Source organism: Streptomyces lavendulae subsp. lavendulae, assembly GCF_002803845.1.
GTDB lineage: Bacteria > Actinomycetota > Actinomycetes > Streptomycetales > Streptomycetaceae > Streptomyces > Streptomyces lavendulae.
Genome location: NZ_CP024985.1, coordinates 4942292 through 4959826 on the forward strand (window position 1 = coordinate 4942292; position 17535 = coordinate 4959826).

The following is a 17535-nucleotide window of genomic DNA, read 5'->3' on the forward strand; positions in this document are numbered from 1 at the left end:
GAGACCACTCCCCGTGCGGAAACAGTCCTCACCAGCCCCCACACCTGCCCCGGAACCCCTTCCCCCGACCGTCCTGCACCTCGTGCAGCCCGTCGACGGCGGGGTCGCCCGGGTCGTCACCGACCTCGTACGGGCCCAGGCCGCCGCCGGACTGCGGGTCCTCGTCGGATGCCCGCCCGGCGGGCGGCTCACCGACGACGCCCGCGCCGCCGGCGCCGAGGTGCTCCCCTGGCGCGCCGCACGCTCCCCGGGCCCCGGCCTGCCCGCCGAAGTGCTCGGCGCCGCCCGGCTGATCCGCCACGTCCGCCCCGACCTGCTGCACCTCCACAGCGCCAAGGCGGGACTGGCCGGGCGGATCGCCGTACGGGGCCGCGTACCCACCGTGTTCCAGCCGCACGCCTGGTCCTTCGACGCCGTCGGCGGCGCCACCGCCGCCCTCGCGATGCGCTGGGAACGGGCCGGAGCCCGCTGGGCCGACCGGGTGCTCTGCGTCAGCGAGTCCGAACGCCGGGCCGGGGAGGCCGAAGGCATCACCGCCCGCTGGTCCGTGATCCGCAACGGCGTCGACCTCGACCACTTCCGCCCCGCCCACCACGACCCGGACCGCGAACGCGCCGAGGCGCGGGCCGCGCTCCCGCTGCCCGCCTCCCTCACCGGAGACGGGCCGCTCGCCGTCTGCGTCGGCCGGCTCTGCCCCCAGAAGGGCCAGGACGTCCTGCTGCGCGCCTGGCGCGAACTGCTGGGCAACGTCCCCGACGCCCGTCTCGCCCTCGTCGGCGACGGCCCCGACGCCGAGCGGCTGCGCCGCACCGCCCCGCCCGCCGTGCACTTCGCGGGCGCCGCCGCCGACATCCGACCGTGGCTTCGGGCCGCCGATCTCGTTGTACTGCCGTCGCGGTGGGAAGGCATGGCGCTCGCCCCGCTCGAAGCCATGGCCTGCGGCCGCCCGGTCCTGGTCTCCGACGTCAGTGGTGCCCGGGAGAGTCTGCCGCCCGGCCAGGGACGGCTCTGCCTGGTGCCGCCGGAGGACCCGACGGCGCTGGCCAAGGCCCTGGGACGGCTGCTCACCGAGCCGCGGCTGCTCACCGAACTCGGGGAGCAGGCCCAGCAGCACGCCCGGACGGAGTTCGACGTGCGGCGGACCACGGACGCGGTCACCGGCCTGTACCACGAACTGCTGGGCAGGCCCCGGCCCTTGAACCAGGAGAGCGTCAGCCGATGACGATGGACAGCGCACCCGCCCGGCACTCGGGGCAGGGCGGCACGGCGCCCGCCGGCGGCGGCGCCTTCGCGCCCGCGCCACCCGCGGAAGCCCGCCGTGCCGTGCCCGCGATCCACCCCCCGCGCGGACCCCGGACCGACCGGGCCCGGCCCGCCGTCCGGCCCCAGCGGGTCCACCGCCGCGACGGCGTCACCGCCCTGATGAGCGCCGACACCCTGGCGACCGCCGTCACCGCGGCCACCCTGCCCGCCGGCGTCCTGCCCCCGTCGGCCACCGGCCCCTGCATCGTCCTGCTCCTCGTCCTGCTCACCGCCCTGCACGCGCAGGGCGGCCTCTACCGGCCCCGGCTCACCCCCTCCGCCCTGCTCGAACTGCCCGCGCTGGCCGGGCGGGCCGCCGTGCTGTGGTGCGGGGCCGCCGCCGTCCTCGCCGCCACCGGGCCCCGGCAGTCCCTCGGCTGGGACACCCTCCTGGGTGCCGTCGCCCTCCAGACCCTCCTGGTCTGCGCCGGCCGCGGCACCGTCCACGCCCTGCGCCGCCGCTCGGCCCTGCGCCACCCCGTCTCCACCCTCGTCGTCGGCCCCGGGGACGGGGCGGGCGCCGTCGCCGCCGCGCTGCACGGACGCCCCGAGTACGGACTGCGGCCCGTCGGCATCGCCGACACCGCCGGCCCCGCCGACGGGGAACGCGGCCAGCTCCCCGTACTCGCCACCCACGAGGACGTCCGGCGCGCCGTCATCCAGAACTCCGTCCGGCACGCCGTGTTCACCCGGCCCCCCGAGGCCGACGAACGCACCGCCTCCCTGGTCCGGCTCTTCCACGACCACGGCTGCCGGCTCTGGCTCGCCGACCCCGCCGGGACCGCCAAGGTCACCGGCATGCGGGTCGCGCAGCCCGCCGACCAGCTGTGGGGGTACGCCGTGCAGCCGCTGCTGCCGCGCCCCGCCCGGACCGCCGAGCGCACCGTCAAGCGGGCCATCGACTCCCTGCTCGCCGCCCTCGCCCTCCTCGCCGCCGCCCCCGTCATGGGCGCCTGCGCACTGGCCGTACGGCTCTCCGACGGACCCGGGGTGATCTTCCGTCAGGAACGGGTCGGCCTCTACGGACGCCCCTTCACCCTGCTGAAGTTCCGCACCCTGCGCGCCGACGAGCACGAGTCCGCCACCCGCTGGACCGTCGCCGGCGACCGCCGGATGAGCCCCGTCGGCTCCTTCCTGCGCAAGTCCTCCCTCGACGAGCTGCCGCAGCTGTGGAACGTCGTACGGGGTGACATGAGCCTGGTCGGCCCTCGTCCCGAACGCCCCTTCTTCGTAGCCAAGTTCAGCAGCGTCCACCCCGGCTACGAGGCCCGCCACCGGATGCCCGTCGGCATCACCGGACTCGCCCAGATCAACGGACTGCGCGGGGACACCTCCATCGAGGACCGGGCCCGCTTCGACAACCACTACATCGACACCTGGTCGCTGTGGCAGGACCTGTGGATCCTCGCGCGGACCGCGGCCTCCTTCTTCCGCTTCCGGCTGGGAGGTAGCTGACCGATGAGCCTCGCCGCCGCCGGGCCCGCCCGGATCACCGACCTGGCCGGCCCGCTGCGCCGCCACTGGCCGCTGCTGCCGCTGGCCGCGACCGTCCTGTTCCTCCTCGCCCCGCTCCCCGCCGGGGACGCCACCGCCTCCGGGAAGGTCGGCCCCGCCGACGCCGCCTCCCTGCTGCTCGCCTTCGTCTGCGGCGTACAGGCGCTGCGGGGTCGGGTACGGAGGCTGACCCCGCTGGGCGTGCTCGTCCTCGGGGCCCCGGCCGTCGGGCTCGCCGTCTCCACCGTGACCGCCGGGGACCCGTACGCCGCCCTGCCCGGGTTCGTGCGCTACCTCCAGGTCTTCGTGCTCGTCCCGGCGGCCGTGGTGCTGCTAGTGCGCGACGCCCGCGAGTTCCGGATCGCCGCCGGGTGCTTCGTGGTGCTGGCCCTCGTACAGGGCGCCGTCGGCGTCGCGCAGTTCGCGACCCACACCGGCGCCTCCTACCAGGGCGAGGACATCAGGGCCGTGGGCACCTTCGGCCCCGGCGACGTCATGGGCATGGCCACCGTCGTCGCGTACGGGCTGATCGTGGCCACCGCCGCCGCCCTCGCCCCCGGCCTGCCTGCCCGGGTCCGCCGGATCGCCGGGGGCTGCGCGCTGGTCCTGGTCGTACCGCTGGTGCTGTCCTTCAGCCGGGGCGCCTGGATCGCCACCTTCGGGGCGGCGCTGCTGGTGATGGGCCTGGCCGGTGTCCGGCGGGCGCTGAAGGTGCTGGTCGCGCTGGCCGCGCTGGGCGTGGTGCTGGTCGGCGGGCTCGGCGTCGGCTCCGAGATGGTCGCGGAGCGGCTGGCCTCCATCACCCAGGTGTCCAGTGCGCCCGACCAGTCGGTCACCGACCGCTACACGATGTGGGCCGCCGCCGAGTCGATGTGGCGGGAGCGGCCGGTGGTGGGGGTGGGGCTCAAGGGCTTCCCCGCGCACCGGGACGGCCACTCCTCGCTGGGCCTGTCCTCCGGCAGCGACACCGCCGGCGCGGGCCAGGCGTTCATCAAGCAGCCGCTGCTGTCCCCGCACAACATGTACCTCCTCGTCCTCGGCGAGCAGGGCCTGACCGGACTGCTCGCCCTGGGGGGCGGCTGGGCCGCGCTCCTCGTCGCGGGCCTGCGCCGGTACGCCGACCGCTCCGCGCGGGGGATCAGGGACTGCGGGCTGGTCGCACTCGGGCTCTTCGTGTGGCAGCTGACCGACTTCCTGTACGCGGACATCGGAGGACCGTCCACCGTGCTCACCGGGGTGATCATCGGCCTGGCGGCCTGGTGGGCGCTGCCGTCGCCCGGGGCCGGTCCGGGCCGGGCCCTCCAGGGACCGGCCGCCCGGTGACCGACACGACTCCCTGGCGACGGCCCGCGGCCGCGGCGACCGAAGTCGCCGCGCCCGCGGGCCGTCCGCCGCACCCGACCCCACCCCCCGGCCCCACCGCCCCGACCGGTTCCGCCGGCTCGGCCGGTTCCGCCGGTCCGGCCGGTTCCGCCGGTCCGGCCGGTTCCGCCGGTCCGGCCGGCTCGGCCGGGTACCCGGGACCCGCCGGTTCCGCCGGGAGGTACCCGGGATCCGCCGGTCCGGCCGGTTCCGCCGGGTACCCGGGTCCCGCCGGTTTCCCGGGACCCGCAGGTCCGGCCGGTTTGCCGGGGGCTGTGGGGTCGGCCGGTTCGCCTGGGTCCGCGGGTCCTGCCGGTTCTCCCGGGGCCGCCGGTTCGCCCGGGGCCGTCAGGGCCACTGGTTCCGCCGGGCCCCCTGGATCCACCGGCTCCGGTTCCTCCGCGGGGGCCGCGCCCGGCACGGCCGGGGTCGAGGGGGCGCAGGAGCCCCGGCGCGCCCGTGAGGCCGACGCCGTGTCCGCGGGCCGACGGGCCGCCGTACGCGCCGCCGGACCGGGAGCACCCGGAACGGCGCCCGGGTACGCCCTCGCGGGGCACCGCCCCACCGCCGGCCCGGGAGCACCCGCCCGGGCCCCCGGACCGGCCGGCTCCGGCCCGGGCGGGCCGGGCGTGCGCCGCCGGGCCGCCGGCGGCCCGGGCGTCGGATCCGGCGGCTCCGCCGGCTCGGGCGGCTCCGGCAACGGCCCCGCCCCGCTCGGCCGGTTCCTCGCCAAAGCCGCCGCCGTCACCGCCGGACTGACCGCCGCCGGAGCCGTCTTCGGCCTGGTCCGCGACCAGACCATCGCGCACCTCTTCGGCGCGGGACACGACAGCGACGCCTTCCTGATCGCCTGGACCGTCCCCGAAATGGCCTCGACCCTGCTCATCGAGGACGCCATGGCCCTGCTGATGGTGCCCGCCTTCAGCCACGCCCTCGCCCGCCGCGCGGCCAGCCGGGCCGGCCTCACCCGCAAGGAGGCCCGCGCGGCCGACCCCGTACGGCTCCTCGTCGCCGCGACCCTGCCCCGGCTCGCCGTGTTCCTCGCCGCCGTCGCCTCCGTGCTGATCGTCGCCGCCCCGCTCGTCGTCGCCCTGCTCGCCCCCGGCCTGCCCGACCCCGAACTGGCCGTCCAGTGCACCCGGATGACCGCCCTCACCGTGCTCACCTTCGGCGTCGCCGGCTACTTCAGCGCCGCCCTGCGCGCCCACCGCTCCTTCGTCCCGCCCGCCGCGATCTACGTCTCGTACAACGTCGGGATCATCGGCACCATGGTCGCCCTCCACACCCTGTGGGGCGTGCGCGCCGCCGCCGCCGGAGTCGCCGTCGGCGGACTGCTGATGGTCCTCGTCCAGCTTCCCGCCTTCATCCGCAACGTCGGCTTCGGACCGGCCCGCGCCAAGGGAGCCCCGCGCAGCCAGCGCGACCGGGACCGGCCCACCCTCATCGCCTTCGGACTCATCGCCCCCGTCATCTTCTTCGCCGTCTTCCGCCAGTCCCAGGTCCTCGTCGAACGCTTCCTCGCCGCCTCCCTCCCCCCGGGCGCCATCTCGCACCTCAACTACGCGCAGAAGGTCGCGCAGATGCCGATGGTGCTCTCCCTGATGATCTGCACCGTCACCTTCCCCGTCGTCGCCCAGGCAATGGCCGGCGGGGAACGCGAGAAGGCCCGCCGCCGGGTGGAACAGGACCTCGCCCTCGCCTCCCTCGCCGTCCTCATGGGCAGCGCCCTCGTCATCGGCTACGCGCCGCAGATCATCCAGGTCCTCTTCGAACGCGGCGCCTTCACCCACCGCGACACCCTCGCCACCGCCGACGTCATGCGCGTCTACGGACTCGGACTCCTTGGCCACTGCCTCGTCGGAGCACTCTCCCGGCCCTTCTTCTCGACCGCCCGGCCCACCTGGTTCCCGGCGCTCGCGATGGGCGCCGGGCTGCTCGTCAACATCGTGGCCGGAACCCTCGCCGTCGGCTGGTGGGGCACCTACGGCATCGCCGCCGCCAACGCCGCCGGCATCTCCACCACCGCCGCCCTCCTCCTCACCGGACTCGGCTCCCGCATCATCGCCATCCAGGTCCGCCGCGTCGCCCTCAGCATCGGACGCCTCGCGGTCGCCGCCGTCGCCGCCGGCGCCACCGGCTGGCTCGCCGGCCCGATGATCCCCGACCCCATGCTCAGCGCCGCCCTCGGCTGCCTGCTGGTCCCGGCCATGTTCGGAGCCACCGGCACGGCCATGCGGGCCATCGAGGTCACCGCCCTGCCCGCCCAGATCGCCCAGCTCACCTCCCGGCTCACCCACCGCCTGACCCAGCTCACCCAGAGGTTCCGCAATGTCCGCTGACACCGACACGGCACCCCCCGTCGTCCGGGGCCCCGCCCGACGGTCCGCATCGCCGTGGGTCCTGATGTACCACTCGGTCGCCGAGTTCACCGACCCCGCCGAGGATCCGTACGGGATCACCGTCACCCCCGCCGCCCTGGAGACCCAGCTGCTGTGGCTGCGCGCCCGGAAACTGCGCGGGGTGTCCGTCGGCGAACTGCTGCGGGCCCGCGCCGCCGGAGCGGGACGCGGCCTCGTCGGACTCACCTTCGACGACGGCTACACCGACTTCCTCACCGCCGCCCTGCCCCTGCTGCGCCGCCACGACTGCACCGCCACCCTGTTCGTCCTGCCCGGACGGCTCGGCGCCGACAACGCGTGGGACCCGCTCGGGCCCCGCAAGTCCCTGCTCACCGCCGAACAGATCCGCGAAGCCGCCGCCGGCGGAACGGAGATCGGCTCGCACGGACTGCTCCACCAGGACCTCACCCAAGCCCCCGACGACGTCCTGCGCCAGGAACTGCGCGGCAGCCGCGACCGGCTGCGCGAACTCACCGGCAGCCTCCCCGGCGGCTTCTGCTACCCCTACGGACACCTCGACGCCCGCGTCGCCGGAGCCACCCGGGCCGCCGGATACGCGTACGCCTGCGCGATCACCCCCGGCCGGCTCACCGGCCCGCACGCCCTGCCCCGCACCCACGTCAGCCAGGCCGACGGCCGCGGCCGCATGCGGATCAAGCAGCTCCGCCACCGGTTGCGCGAACTGCGACGGGTGGTCCTGCCGTGAAGGCCCTCCACGTCATCACCGGACTCGGCGTCGGCGGCGCCGAACAGCAACTGAGGCTCCTGCTGCGCCACATGCCGATGCCCTGCGACGTGCTCACGCTCACCAACCCCGGCCAGGTCGCCGAAGGACTGCGCGCCGACGGTGTCCGGGTCGTCCACCTCGGCATGCGCGGCAACCGCGACCTGGGCGCCCTGCCGCGCCTGGCCCGCTTCATCCGGAACGGCCGCTACGACCTCGTCCACACCCACCTCTACCGGGCCTGCGTCTACGGGCGCCTCGCCGCCCGGCTCGCCGGAGTACGGGCCGTCGTCGCCACCGAACACTCCCTCGGCGAGGCGGAGATCGAAGGCCGCCCCCTGACCGGCGGGGTCCGGGCCCTCTACCTGGCCGGCGAACGGCTCGGCTCGGCCACCGTCGCCGTGTCGGACACCGTCGCGGCCCGCCTGGAGGGCTGGGGCGTGCCCGCGTCCCGGATCCACGTCGTCCCGAACGGCATCGAAGCCGCCCGCTTCCGCTTCGACGAAGGCACCCGCCGCGCCACCCGGGCCCGCACGGGCCTGCCCGAACGGGCCTTCGTGGTCGGCGGGGTCGGCAGGCTGGTACCGGGCAAGCGGTTCGACGTACTCGTCCGGGCCGTCGCCGCACTGCCCGGCGCCCACCTGCTCCTCGCCGGGGACGGGCCGGAGCGGGCCGCGCTGCGCACGCTCGCCGCCGAACTCGGCGCGCAGGGCCGCATCCACCTCCTGGGGGAGCGCGACCCCTTCGGCGACAGCCCCGACGGGCGCACGCCCGGGATCCCCGCCCTGCTCTGCGCCATGGACGTCTTCGTGTCCCCCTCCAAGGAGGAGGCCTTCGGGCTCGCCGTGGTCGAGGCCCTGGCCGCGGGCCTGCCCGTGCTCCACGTGACCTGCCCCGCCATCGACGACCTCCCCGCCGACCGGGCGCCCGGGGCGCGGCGGATCGGCCCCGGCACGGAGGAACTCGTCGCCGCCCTGCGCGGGCAGATGGAAGCGGGCGCCCGCCGACTCCCCGCACCCCCGGTGGTCCGCCGCTACGACATCACCCGCACCGCCGCCCAACTCCTCGATGTCTACGCGACCGCCTTCTCCACCCCGAACCCGGGCACGGCGACGGCTCCCGCTCCGGCACCCGGCCCGGGCCCCGATCCGGTCGCGGCTCAGGGCCCCGACCCCGGCACGGCTTCCGCCACGGGCCCCGGAGGCGGGGGGAGACCCCGGGCCGGGGCCGCGGAGGCGGCCGTGCCGGGAGCCGGATCCCGTACCACGGCGGACGCCCCCGCACCCGGCGGGGCCTGACCCCGCCCCCGCATCCCACCCCCGGCCGGGGGTGAACGAACTCCCCTCCACCCAGGAAGCGAGCACCGCACATGGCCGACACCGCCGACCAGAAGAAGCCCGACCACCGGTCGGAGCGCAAGCGCCGACTGCTGCCACCGCCCGCCTGGTGGCCCCTGCCCGCCTGCGCCCTGCTCGGCCTCGCCGCGGGCGGGGCGTACGGGGTCCTCAAGGCCCCCGAGTACGCCGCCACCGGCTACGTCGTCGCCGTCCCCAACGAGACCACCGAGCCCGCCACCGCCCTCGGCTTCGCCCAGGCCTACGGACGGATCGCCACCAGCAGTTCCACCCTCGCCTACGCCCAGCCCCGCGCCGGGATCGACGCCCGCCGCCTGCGCACCCAGGTCCGTACCGAGACCTCCCCCGACTCCCCGATGATCGCCATCACCGGGACGTCGAAGAGCCCCTCCGAGGCCGCCGACATCGCCAACGCCGTCGCCGACGCGCTCACCCTGACCAGCAACCAGGCCGCCAAGAACACCGGCGTACAGCTGCTCCTGTTCAACCAGGCCGTCGCGCCGAGCGAGCCCGCCTCCCCCTCGGCCCCCGTCAGCGGCGCCGTCGGGCTGTGCGCGGGCGGACTGCTGGGCGGGCTGTGGCTGCTGGCCCGGCCCGGCCGCCGCAGGCAGGAGGCGGACGACGCGCTCCCGGTCGTGGAGGAGTACGCCTCGCTGCCCGCCCAGGGCGAGCACTCCGAGACCAAGGAGAAGGAGTCCGTGCGATGACGCGGGGCTCCACCGGGGCCCTGACGGTGACGATGTGCCGCGACCCCCGGCAGTTCGCCGCGCTGGAGGAGCCGTGGAACCGGCTCGTCCGAGGCTGTCGCACCGCCACCCCCTTCCAGAGCCACGCCTGGCTCCACTCGTGGTGGCTCTCGTACGGAAAGGACGGCCGGCTCCGGGTCCTGCTCGTGCGGCGGGGCGGGGAACTGGTCGGCGCGGCCGCGCTGATGCTCGTACACCGGCCGCTGCCGCGGCTGGTGCCGCTCGGCGGGCCCATCACCGACTACTTCGACGTGCTCGTGGCCGACGGGTGCGCCGAACAGGCCGTGCCCGCCCTGGCCCACGGGCTGCACCGGGCCGCCCGCAGCGCGGTCGTGGACCTGCGCGAGGTACGGCCGGGGGCGGCGGCCGAGGCGCTGTACGAGGCGTGGCCGGGGGTGTCCAGCAAGCTGGCGGACTCCACCTGCATGGAGCTGCCCGCGCTGCCCTTCGACGAGCTCGTCAAACGGATGCCGGCCTCCGGCGCCCAGCGGGTGCGGGCCAAGCTGCGCAAGACCGACGCGGCCGGGATCGAGGAACACGAGGTCACCGAGGACGAGGTGCCGGGGGCCGTACGGACCCTGCTGCGGCTCCACGAGAAGCAGTGGCGCGGCCGGGGGGTCACCCCCGAACACCTGCGGCCCCGGTTCGCCGAGCACCTGACCCGGGCCACCCGGCGGATGGTGCGGGCGGGGGAGGGGCGGCTGACGGAGTTCCGGCTGGACGGCGCGGTGGTGGCGGCCAACGTCACGCTGCTGTCGGCCGGGCTGAGCGGCGGCTACCTGTACGGCGCCGATCCGGAGCTGAGGGACCGCAAGGTCGACGTCGCGACGCTGCTGCTGCGCTACGAGGCGGGCCGGGCCCTGGCCGAGGGCCGGCCGGTGGTGAGCTTCCTGCGCGGCAACGAGCCGTACAAGAACCACTGGCGGCCCGAGACGGTCGTCAACCAGCGCCTCCTGCTGGCCACGCACGCGCTCGCGCCCCTGCTGCGGCTGCACGAGTCGCAGGTCACGGGGCGCGAGCGGGCGGTGGACGCGCTGCGCGAGGCGCTGCCGGCCGCCCGGGACTGGCGGGCGCGGCTGAACGAACTGCGGGTGCGATGACCCGTCTAGAAGGGCCAGAAGCCGGAGTCCTTGCCCCAGTCGAGCCTGATGCAGACCGCCTGCTTGCCGACCAGCTTGGACAGCCACTCGCCGAAGTTGAGCGGGACGCACCACTGCGTGCTGTTGGTGTCCGGCCGGGGAGCGGGCGGCTTCGGCGCCGGGCTGGGCACGGGTACGGGGGCGGGGACGAGCGGGCTCGGCGACGCGGGCACCGTGACCTCGGGCGTCGGCGCGGGCGTCGGCGCGGGCGGGAACACCGGCGGGACGGACACCTCGGGCTCGGGCTTGGGCTCGGGGGTCGGCGTCGGGGTCGGGGTCGGGGTCGGGGCCGGGCTCGGGACGACCGGGGGGTCGGACGCCTCCGGGGTGGGGGCCGGCGTCGGGACCTGTGGCGTCGGGACCTGTGGCGTGGGGATCTGGGGCGTCGGGACCTGCGGGGTCGGGACCTGCGGGGTCGGGACGACCGGGGTGGGGACCACCGGGGTGGGGACCACCGGTGTCGGGACGACCGGCGTCGGGATCACGGGCGTCGGGACCACCGGGGGCGTGGGCTCGACCGGCACCCGCGGGGTCAGCGCCTCGCGGAAGACCCTCGACGACTCGGGGTTCTGCTTGCACTGCCACACGCCGTGCGGGCAGTAGTCGGTGATGGTGTGGTAGAGCGGCTTGTGCTGCTCGATCCACTTCAGCATCCGCCGCACGTACTCCGGGTTGTCCCCGTTGCGGAACAGCCCCCACTCCGGGTACGAGATCTCCTTGCCGTGTGCCTTCGCGAAGTCGACGTGCGCCTGGAGCCCGTACGGCTGCGTGATCTGGTCGTCGAAGGTCCGGCCGGGCGCCTGGTCGTACGAATCCATGCCGATGACGTCGACCACGTCGTCGCCCGGGTAGCACTTGGTCCAGCCGATCGCGTCCGTCCCCCGGTTGGGGGCGAAATCGAACTTGAACCGCTGGCCGGGGACGGCGCGCATCGCGTTGACGACGCGCTTCCAGTACACCTTCCAGTTCTCCGGGTCGGGCCCGCAGCGCTGGGTGTAGGTGGTGCCGTTCATCTCCCAGCCGAGCACCACGACCGTGTCCGGCACCCCCAGCGCCACCAGCCGTTCGGCCAGCTTCGTGAAGTGCCGGTCGTACTGGCCCTCCGCGCCGGCCCGGATCAGCTGGGCCACCTGCCAGTCCGGCACCCGGCCCTCGTTGCGGGCCTGCATGGGCACGTTCAGCACGAACATCCGGTCGTCCTCGGCCCGCCGCCACCGGGCCCAGTCCGCCAGGAAGGGCACGTTGCCCTCGATGCCCGCCCACTGGTCACCGGGCAGATACGTGTGCCCGACCCGGATCTCCTTGCCGCCCAGCCAGCGCGACAGGTACGGGATCCGGGCGACGCCGGGCGGCCCGTAGTCGAGGTAGGCGCCCATGGCGATGTCGGAGCCCGCGGGCTCTTCCTCCGGTGCCGCGAGGGCGGCCCCGGTGGCGAGCAGCCCGGCCGTGACCGTACCGATGCAGGTGCTCGCCAGTCGGCGGCGTGGTCTGGGCATGGCGTCTCCCGAGCTTTCCTGAACCGGTGTGCTTGCCACAGACGTTAGACATCACATCTGACGAATGGCCTGTCCGATGGCCCGCGCGTAGGCCATTCGCAGCTGCGCATCCTCCCCGCTTGGTCCGACTAGGTGAAAGACACCGTTTCCATGCACGCGTTCGCCAACCATGTGCCCGCTGTTCTGCTCAGACTCGATCGGAATCCGTTCCACCACGGAACCCTCGGCGCCGTCAGATCCCTTGGGCGCAAGGGCGTGGAGGTCCATGCCGTCGTCGAATCCGGGGGAGGTCCCATGGGGCGTTCGCGGTACCTGCGCGCCACCCACCCCGGTCCCGACGGGGGGCTCGACCCCGAGGCGCCCGAGGCGCTGCTGGAGTGCCTGACCGCGGTGTCCGAGCGGATCGGGCGGCCGGCGGTGCTCGTCGCCATGGACGACCTGAGCGCCATCGCGGTCTCCCGGGTCGCCCCGATGCTGACGGACCGTTTCCGGATCCCCCATCAGCCCGACAACCTGCCCGCACGCGTCGCCGACAAGGCGGAGCTGTCGCGGCTCTGCGCCCGCTGGGACGTCCCGCACCCGGAGACGGTGATCCCGGCGAGCGGGGCCGAGGCGGCCGAGGCCGCCTGGCGGCTCGGCCTGCCGGTGGTGGCCAAGTGGAGCCGGCCGTGGCTGCTGCCCGCCGCCGCCGGACTGCGCAGCACCACCTTGGTGCACGGCGTCGCGGAGGTGCGGCGGCTGTACGAACGCTCCGCGGAGGCCGGGAGCCGCCTGCTGCTCCAGCGGTTCCTGCCCGCCGGCCCCGACACCGACTGGTTCTTCCACGGGGCCTTCGCCCGGGGCGGGCGCCCGCTGCTCGCCGGGTCGGGCCGCAAGGAGCTGTCCTGGCCGGTGCGGACGGGGCTCACGGCGGTCGGGCGGTGGCTGCCGGACCCGGCCGTGGAGGAGTCGGGGCTGCGGCTCGCCGAACGGCTCGGCTACCAGGGGATCCTGGACCTCGACTTCCGGTGCGACGAGCGGGGCACCTTCCGGCTGGTGGACTTCAACCCGCGGCCCGGGGCGCAGTTCCGGCTGTTCACGGACGACCGCGGGCTGGACGTGGTCCAGGCGATGTACCTGGATCTGACGGGGCAACGGGTGCCGGAGCCGGTGGGCGGGCCCGGCCGGGTGTTCGTCGCCGAGAACTACGCGCTGCTCGCGGCGGTACGCGGCCGCCGCCTGCCCACGGCGACGGCCGCACGCTCCGTCGACACCGCTGCCGGGGCCGCTGGCGGGCTCGCTGCCGGGCCCGGGGCCGGGCGGGACGCGGTGCCCGGGGGTGCCGGGGCCGCCCGGGTGCCCGGTCCCGTACCGCCCCGCGAGGAACGGCGTGCGGCGGAGGCGGGTCCCGTCCTGCCCGCCGGGCGGCGCCCGGAGCCGGGCCCGCCGCCCGCCGCCGGTCCGGCCGACGGGGCCCGGGGCCCCCTCGCCGGGCGGCGCCCCGGGCCGGTGCGGGCGGCACCCTCGCGGGAGCGGCGGGGCCGCGTGGAGGCGGCCTGGTTCGCCCCCGACGACCTCGGGCCGTTCCTGGCGATGCTCGGGGCCTTCCTGGGCCGCGGCCTCGGCAAGGGGGCCCGAGCTCTGCGCGGCGTACCCGAACAGGGGCGCCGGGGGGCCCGCGCCGTGCGGGCCCCCCGGCAGCGCGGGGGCGAACGGCCCGGGCCCCCGGCCCGCCGGACCCCACCGGAGGCCCCGGCGGAGCCGGACGAACTGGTCACCCGGTAACCGAGGAGCTGGAGGAACGGCCGTGAGGCGGATGGACGATCTCGTGGTGATCGGCGCGGGCCCGTACGGGCTGTCGATCGCCGCGCACGCGGCTGCGGCCGGGCTCGGGGTGCGCGTGGTGGGACGGCCCATGGCCTCCTGGCGGGACCACATGCCCGAGGGCATGTACCTCAAGTCGGAGCCCTGGTCCTCCAACCTCTCCGCGCCCGGCGGCCGTCACACCCTCGCCGAGTACTGCGCCACCCGCGGGCTCGCGGCGGAACACGGCAGCCCGCTGCCCATCGCCACCTTCAGCGCGTACGGGCTCTGGTTCGCCCGCCACGCCGGGCTGCCCGAGGTGGAGGAGGACACCGTCACCGAGGTCGCCCCGCACGGCGACGGCTTCCTCGTCCGCACCGCCGGCGGCCCGCCCCGCCCGGCCCGCACCGTGGCCGTGGCGGTCGGGGTGATGCCCTTCACCCGGTACCCGGACGCCCTGCGCGACCTGCCCCCCGGCCACTGCTCGCACAGCACCGGCCACAGCGACCTGACCCGCTTCGCCGGGCGGGAGGTGGCCGTCCTCGGCGCCGGGCAGGCCGCCCTGGAGACCGCCGCGCTCCTCGCGGAGGCCGGCGCCCGGCCCTGCCTGGTGGCCCGGCGGTCCCGGCTGAACTGGAACACCGTCCCGCAGCCCCTGGACCGGCCCCTGCTCCGCGCCCTGCGCGACCCCCACAGCGGCCTCGGCACCGGCTGGCGCAGCTGGGTGTGGTCGGAGCTGCCCTGGGCGGTACGGCGGCTGCCCGCCCCGACCCGGGAGCGGATCGCCGCCACCGCTCTGGGGCCCGCCGGGGCCTGGTGGCTGCGGGACCGCTTCGAACGGCGGGTGCCGACGCTGCTGGGACACCGGCTCCACCGGGCGGTGCCCGTGGCCGGCGGCCGGACCCGGCTCGGGCTGACCACGGCGGCCGGGGAGTCCGTCGTACTCGACACCGCGCACGTCATCGCCGCCACCGGCTTCGCCCCCGACCTGGCCCGGCTGGAACTCCTCGACGCGGGACTGCGCGCGGCCCTGGCGACCGTGGGCGACGGCGGCACCCCCGAGCTGAGCCCCGGGTTCGAGTCCTCCTGGCCCGGACTGTTCTTCGCGGGGCTGCTGACCGCTCCCTCGTTCGGACCTTCCATGCGATTCGTACACGGCGCGGGCTTCACGGCGGGGAGACTGGTGAAGGGAGTCCTGGGCCGCCTCGGCGCCCGGGGCCCGCTCACCGGCACCACCGACGGCGCCGGCCCGCACCGGGCCGCCGCCGCGCATCCGAAAACGTATCTACGCTGAGATCCACCGGAGAGGGGTCCCGCGATGGGCGCGGAGCGAGCACAGGGCGGCCGTGGCTGGGTGCGCATCCCCGCCAGCCGCGGGGAACACCCCCCGGCCACGGCCGCCCCCGGCACACCGTACGGCCGGCGGGGGTCCGCCGGCGGCCGGCCACCGGGCCCCTCCGGCCCCGGTCCCTCGGGGAGCTTCGCCCCCGCCGATCAGGCCGCCATCTACCTCGCCCTCCTCAAGCGCTGGCGGGAGGCCGGACGCACCCTCCCGGGGCATCCTGACGAGGAGTGGGAGCGGCTCATCTCCCAGCCGTGCTGGCCAGGCCGTTAGGTGGTGTGACTCGTGGCAGCGGCGGAGCGTGACAGACCCGGGCGGGGCGGCGCCCCCGGCCCGCTGACCGGGCCCGGGGAACGGCTCGCCCTCAACGGCATGGGCAGCTTCGAATGGGAACTCGACGCCGGAACCGTCGCCATCGACGAGGCCGGCCTGGCCGTCTTCGACCTGGAGCCGCACGAGTTCGACCACACCCCCGAGGGCCTCGGGCTGCGGATCCCCGCCGACGACTCGGCGCGGCTCCAGGACACCGTCGTCGGCGTCCTGGACGGCGGCGGCGAGACCTACGGCTCGTACTTCACGGTCCGCCGCCGCGACGGCCGCGACCAGTGGACCCACATCCAGGGCCGGGTGCTGCGCGACCCCGACGGGCAGCCGCTGCGCATCGTCGCGATCGTGCGCGACGCCACCGCCGAGCTCGCCCACGCCACCGTGCTGCGCAAGCTGGAGAACGCCCGCATCCAGCAGGCCGCCATCGTGCAGCGCACCACCGACGCCCTCTCGCGCGCCGTCACCGTCGACGACGTCACGGCCGCCCTGACCGGCGCGGGCGCCCTGGAACGGCTCGGCGCCGACGGGCTCGCGCTGGGCCTCGTCGAGAACGGCACCATCAAGATCATCGCGCTGAGCGGGGAGTCCCTGGAGATCCTCAGCGAACGCAGGTTCACCCGTCTGGACGGATCACTGCCGCTGTCACAGGCCGTGCTCACCAGGCAGGCACGTTTCGTCACCTCGCTCACCGACCTGGCCGCCGAGTTCCCGCTGCTCGCCGACTACCTCAACCGGATCCGCTACGACGCCGCCGCCTACCTCCCGCTGATCGCCCAGGCCAAGGCCATCGGCGGACTCGTGCTCTTCTACCGGCGGCGCAGCGAGTTCAGCCCGGAGGAACAGAACCTCTGCCTCGGCCTCGCCGGCATCGTCGCCCAGTCCCTGCAGCGGGCCCTGCTCTTCGACCAGGAACGCGAGTTCGCCACCGGCCTCCAGGCCGCCATGCTGCCCCGCCGGATCCCCGACATCACCGGCGGCGAGATCGCCGTGCGCTACCACTCGGCCTGGAGCGGACGCGAGGTCGGCGGCGACTGGTACGACGTGATCTCCCTGCCCCGCGACCGGGTCGGCATCGTCGTCGGCGACGTCCAGGGCCACGACACCCACGCCGCCGCCATCATGGGCCAGCTGCGCATCGCCCTGCGCGCCTACGCCGGCGAAGGGCACTCGCCCTCCACCGTCCTGGCCCGCGCCTCCCGCTTCCTCGCCGAACTCGACACCGAACGCTTCGCCACCTGCATGTACGCGCAGGTGGACCTGGAAACCGGAGGCGTACGGGCGGCCCGCGCCGGCCACCTCGGCCCGCTCATCCGGCACACCGACGGCCGCACCGGCTGGCCCAACGTACGCGGCGGCCTGCCACTGGGACTGGCCACCGCCTTCGAACAGGAGGAGTTCCCCGAGACCCGCCTGGACCTGGTGCCCGGCGAGACCCTCGTCCTGTGCACCGACGGACTCGTCGAGGAACCCGGCACCGCCATCACCCAGGGCATGGAAGCCCTCGCCCACGCCGTGCGCAGCGGCCCCCAGGACCCCGGAGCCCTCGCCGACCACCTCTCCGACCGGCTCTGGGAACGCTGGGGCTCCGGCGACGACGTCGCCCTGCTCGTGCTGCGCCGCGCCCCCGACCCCGGCACCCACCGGGCCCCGCGCATCCACCAGTACGTCCACCAGGCCGACCCGGAGGGGCTCTCCGAGGCCCGCTACGCCCTGCGGCAGGCCCTGCGCGACTGGGGCATGGCCGAGCTGGCCGACGACGTCGAGCTGGCGGCGGGGGAGCTGCTGGTCAACGCCCTCCTGCACACCGACGGCGGGGCCGTGCTGACCATGGAGGTGCTGCCCGAACCCGTGCGGCGGATCCGGCTGTGGGTCAAGGACCGCTCCAGCGTCTGGCCGCGCCGGCGCACCCCGGGCGAGGCCGCCACCACGGGGCGCGGGCTGCTGCTGGTCGACGCCCTGGCCACGCACTGGGGCGTGGAGTCCCGGGGCGACGGGAAGGCCGTCTGGTGCGAGTTCGACGCCCGCCGCGCCCCGCGCGGCACCGCGTGAGCGGAGGGCCGCTCCGGG

General features: G+C 75.8%; 13 protein-coding genes. 12 read left to right on the forward strand and 1 reads right to left on the reverse strand.

Annotated features, from left to right (window positions below):
* Nucleotides 1–13: 13 nt before the first annotated feature.
* The 8 genes from SLAV_RS21950 (at nucleotide 14) to SLAV_RS21985 (ending at nucleotide 10482) form a co-directional block, all read left to right on the forward strand.
* Nucleotides 14–1222, forward strand: a complete 1209-nt coding sequence (locus SLAV_RS21950; RefSeq protein ID WP_030238833.1) for a glycosyltransferase — start codon at nucleotides 14–16, stop codon at nucleotides 1220–1222.
* Nucleotides 1219–2757: an exopolysaccharide biosynthesis polyprenyl glycosylphosphotransferase gene (locus SLAV_RS21955; RefSeq protein ID WP_199922225.1), complete on the forward strand. Its 1539-nt coding sequence runs from the start codon at nucleotides 1219–1221 to the stop codon at nucleotides 2755–2757. Before SLAV_RS21950 ends, SLAV_RS21955 begins: the two co-directional genes overlap by 4 nt.
* Nucleotides 2758–2760: 3 nt before the next feature.
* Nucleotides 2761–4119: an O-antigen ligase family protein gene (locus SLAV_RS21960; protein ID WP_100660937.1), complete on the forward strand. Its 1359-nt coding sequence runs from the start codon at nucleotides 2761–2763 to the stop codon at nucleotides 4117–4119.
* Between the two features lie 512 nt (nucleotides 4120–4631).
* Entirely contained in the window at nucleotides 4632–6497 is a 1866-nt protein-coding gene (murJ, locus tag SLAV_RS21965) for a murein biosynthesis integral membrane protein MurJ (protein ID WP_388096881.1), read from the forward strand.
* Nucleotides 6487–7263, forward strand: a complete 777-nt coding sequence (locus tag SLAV_RS21970; RefSeq protein WP_030238824.1) for a polysaccharide deacetylase family protein — start codon at nucleotides 6487–6489, stop codon at nucleotides 7261–7263. Before murJ ends, SLAV_RS21970 begins: the two co-directional genes overlap by 11 nt.
* Complete coding sequence (locus SLAV_RS21975) at nucleotides 7260–8579, forward strand: glycosyltransferase (protein ID WP_078950613.1); 1320 nt, start codon at nucleotides 7260–7262, stop codon at nucleotides 8577–8579. Before SLAV_RS21970 ends, SLAV_RS21975 begins: the two co-directional genes overlap by 4 nt.
* A gap of 71 nt (nucleotides 8580–8650) precedes the next feature.
* Nucleotides 8651–9343 carry a YveK family protein gene (locus SLAV_RS21980; RefSeq protein WP_030238819.1) on the forward strand — a complete coding sequence of 231 codons (693 nt, stop codon included), beginning with the start codon at nucleotides 8651–8653 and terminating at the stop codon, nucleotides 9341–9343.
* On the forward strand, nucleotides 9340–10482 hold the full coding sequence (locus tag SLAV_RS21985; protein WP_030238816.1) for a GNAT family N-acetyltransferase: 1143 nt from the start codon (nucleotides 9340–9342) through the stop codon (nucleotides 10480–10482). The genes SLAV_RS21980 and SLAV_RS21985 overlap by 4 nt, the downstream gene beginning before the upstream one ends.
* 5 nt (nucleotides 10483–10487) lie before the next feature.
* On the opposite strand, the gene SLAV_RS21990 is transcribed toward SLAV_RS21985, so the two are convergent.
* Nucleotides 10488–12017, reverse strand: a complete 1530-nt coding sequence (locus tag SLAV_RS21990; protein ID WP_030238813.1) for a glycoside hydrolase family 26 protein — start codon at nucleotides 12015–12017, stop codon at nucleotides 10488–10490.
* Nucleotides 12018–12311: 294 nt separating this feature from the next.
* Between SLAV_RS21990 and SLAV_RS21995 the strand changes: the two genes are divergently transcribed.
* From SLAV_RS21995 to SLAV_RS22010, 4 genes are read left to right on the forward strand one after another with little or no spacing between them, the layout of a single operon-like run.
* Nucleotides 12312–13781: an ATP-grasp domain-containing protein gene (locus tag SLAV_RS21995; RefSeq protein ID WP_078950611.1), complete on the forward strand. Its 1470-nt coding sequence runs from the start codon at nucleotides 12312–12314 to the stop codon at nucleotides 13779–13781.
* Nucleotides 13782–13812: 31 nt separating this feature from the next.
* Entirely contained in the window at nucleotides 13813–15093 is a 1281-nt protein-coding gene (locus SLAV_RS22000) for an NAD(P)-binding domain-containing protein (protein ID WP_030238808.1), read from the forward strand.
* A gap of 24 nt (nucleotides 15094–15117) precedes the next feature.
* Nucleotides 15118–15414 carry a hypothetical protein gene (locus SLAV_RS22005; protein ID WP_030238805.1) on the forward strand — a complete coding sequence of 99 codons (297 nt, stop codon included), beginning with the start codon at nucleotides 15118–15120 and terminating at the stop codon, nucleotides 15412–15414.
* 12 nt (nucleotides 15415–15426) lie between these two features.
* Nucleotides 15427–17517 (forward strand): SpoIIE family protein phosphatase, encoded by a 2091-nt coding sequence (locus tag SLAV_RS22010; protein WP_051841368.1) that lies wholly within the window; start codon nucleotides 15427–15429, stop codon nucleotides 17515–17517.
* Nucleotides 17518–17535 lie beyond the last annotated feature (18 nt).

Coding starts and splice junctions, on each gene's coding strand:
- SLAV_RS21955 (WP_199922225.1), top strand. CDS start 1,219: ATGACGATGGACAGCGCACCCGCCCGGCACTCGGGGCAGGGCGGCACG.
- SLAV_RS21960 (WP_100660937.1), top strand. CDS start 2,761: ATGAGCCTCGCCGCCGCCGGGCCCGCCCGGATCACCGACCTGGCCGGC.
- SLAV_RS21970 (WP_030238824.1), top strand. CDS start 6,487: ATGTCCGCTGACACCGACACGGCACCCCCCGTCGTCCGGGGCCCCGCC.
- SLAV_RS21980 (WP_030238819.1), top strand. CDS start 8,651: ATGGCCGACACCGCCGACCAGAAGAAGCCCGACCACCGGTCGGAGCGC.
- SLAV_RS21985 (WP_030238816.1), top strand. CDS start 9,340: ATGACGCGGGGCTCCACCGGGGCCCTGACGGTGACGATGTGCCGCGAC.
- SLAV_RS21990 (WP_030238813.1), bottom strand. CDS start 12,017: ATGCCCAGACCACGCCGCCGACTGGCGAGCACCTGCATCGGTACGGTC.
- SLAV_RS21995 (WP_078950611.1), top strand. CDS start 12,312: ATGGGGCGTTCGCGGTACCTGCGCGCCACCCACCCCGGTCCCGACGGG.
- SLAV_RS22000 (WP_030238808.1), top strand. CDS start 13,813: ATGGACGATCTCGTGGTGATCGGCGCGGGCCCGTACGGGCTGTCGATC.
- SLAV_RS22005 (WP_030238805.1), top strand. CDS start 15,118: ATGGGCGCGGAGCGAGCACAGGGCGGCCGTGGCTGGGTGCGCATCCCC.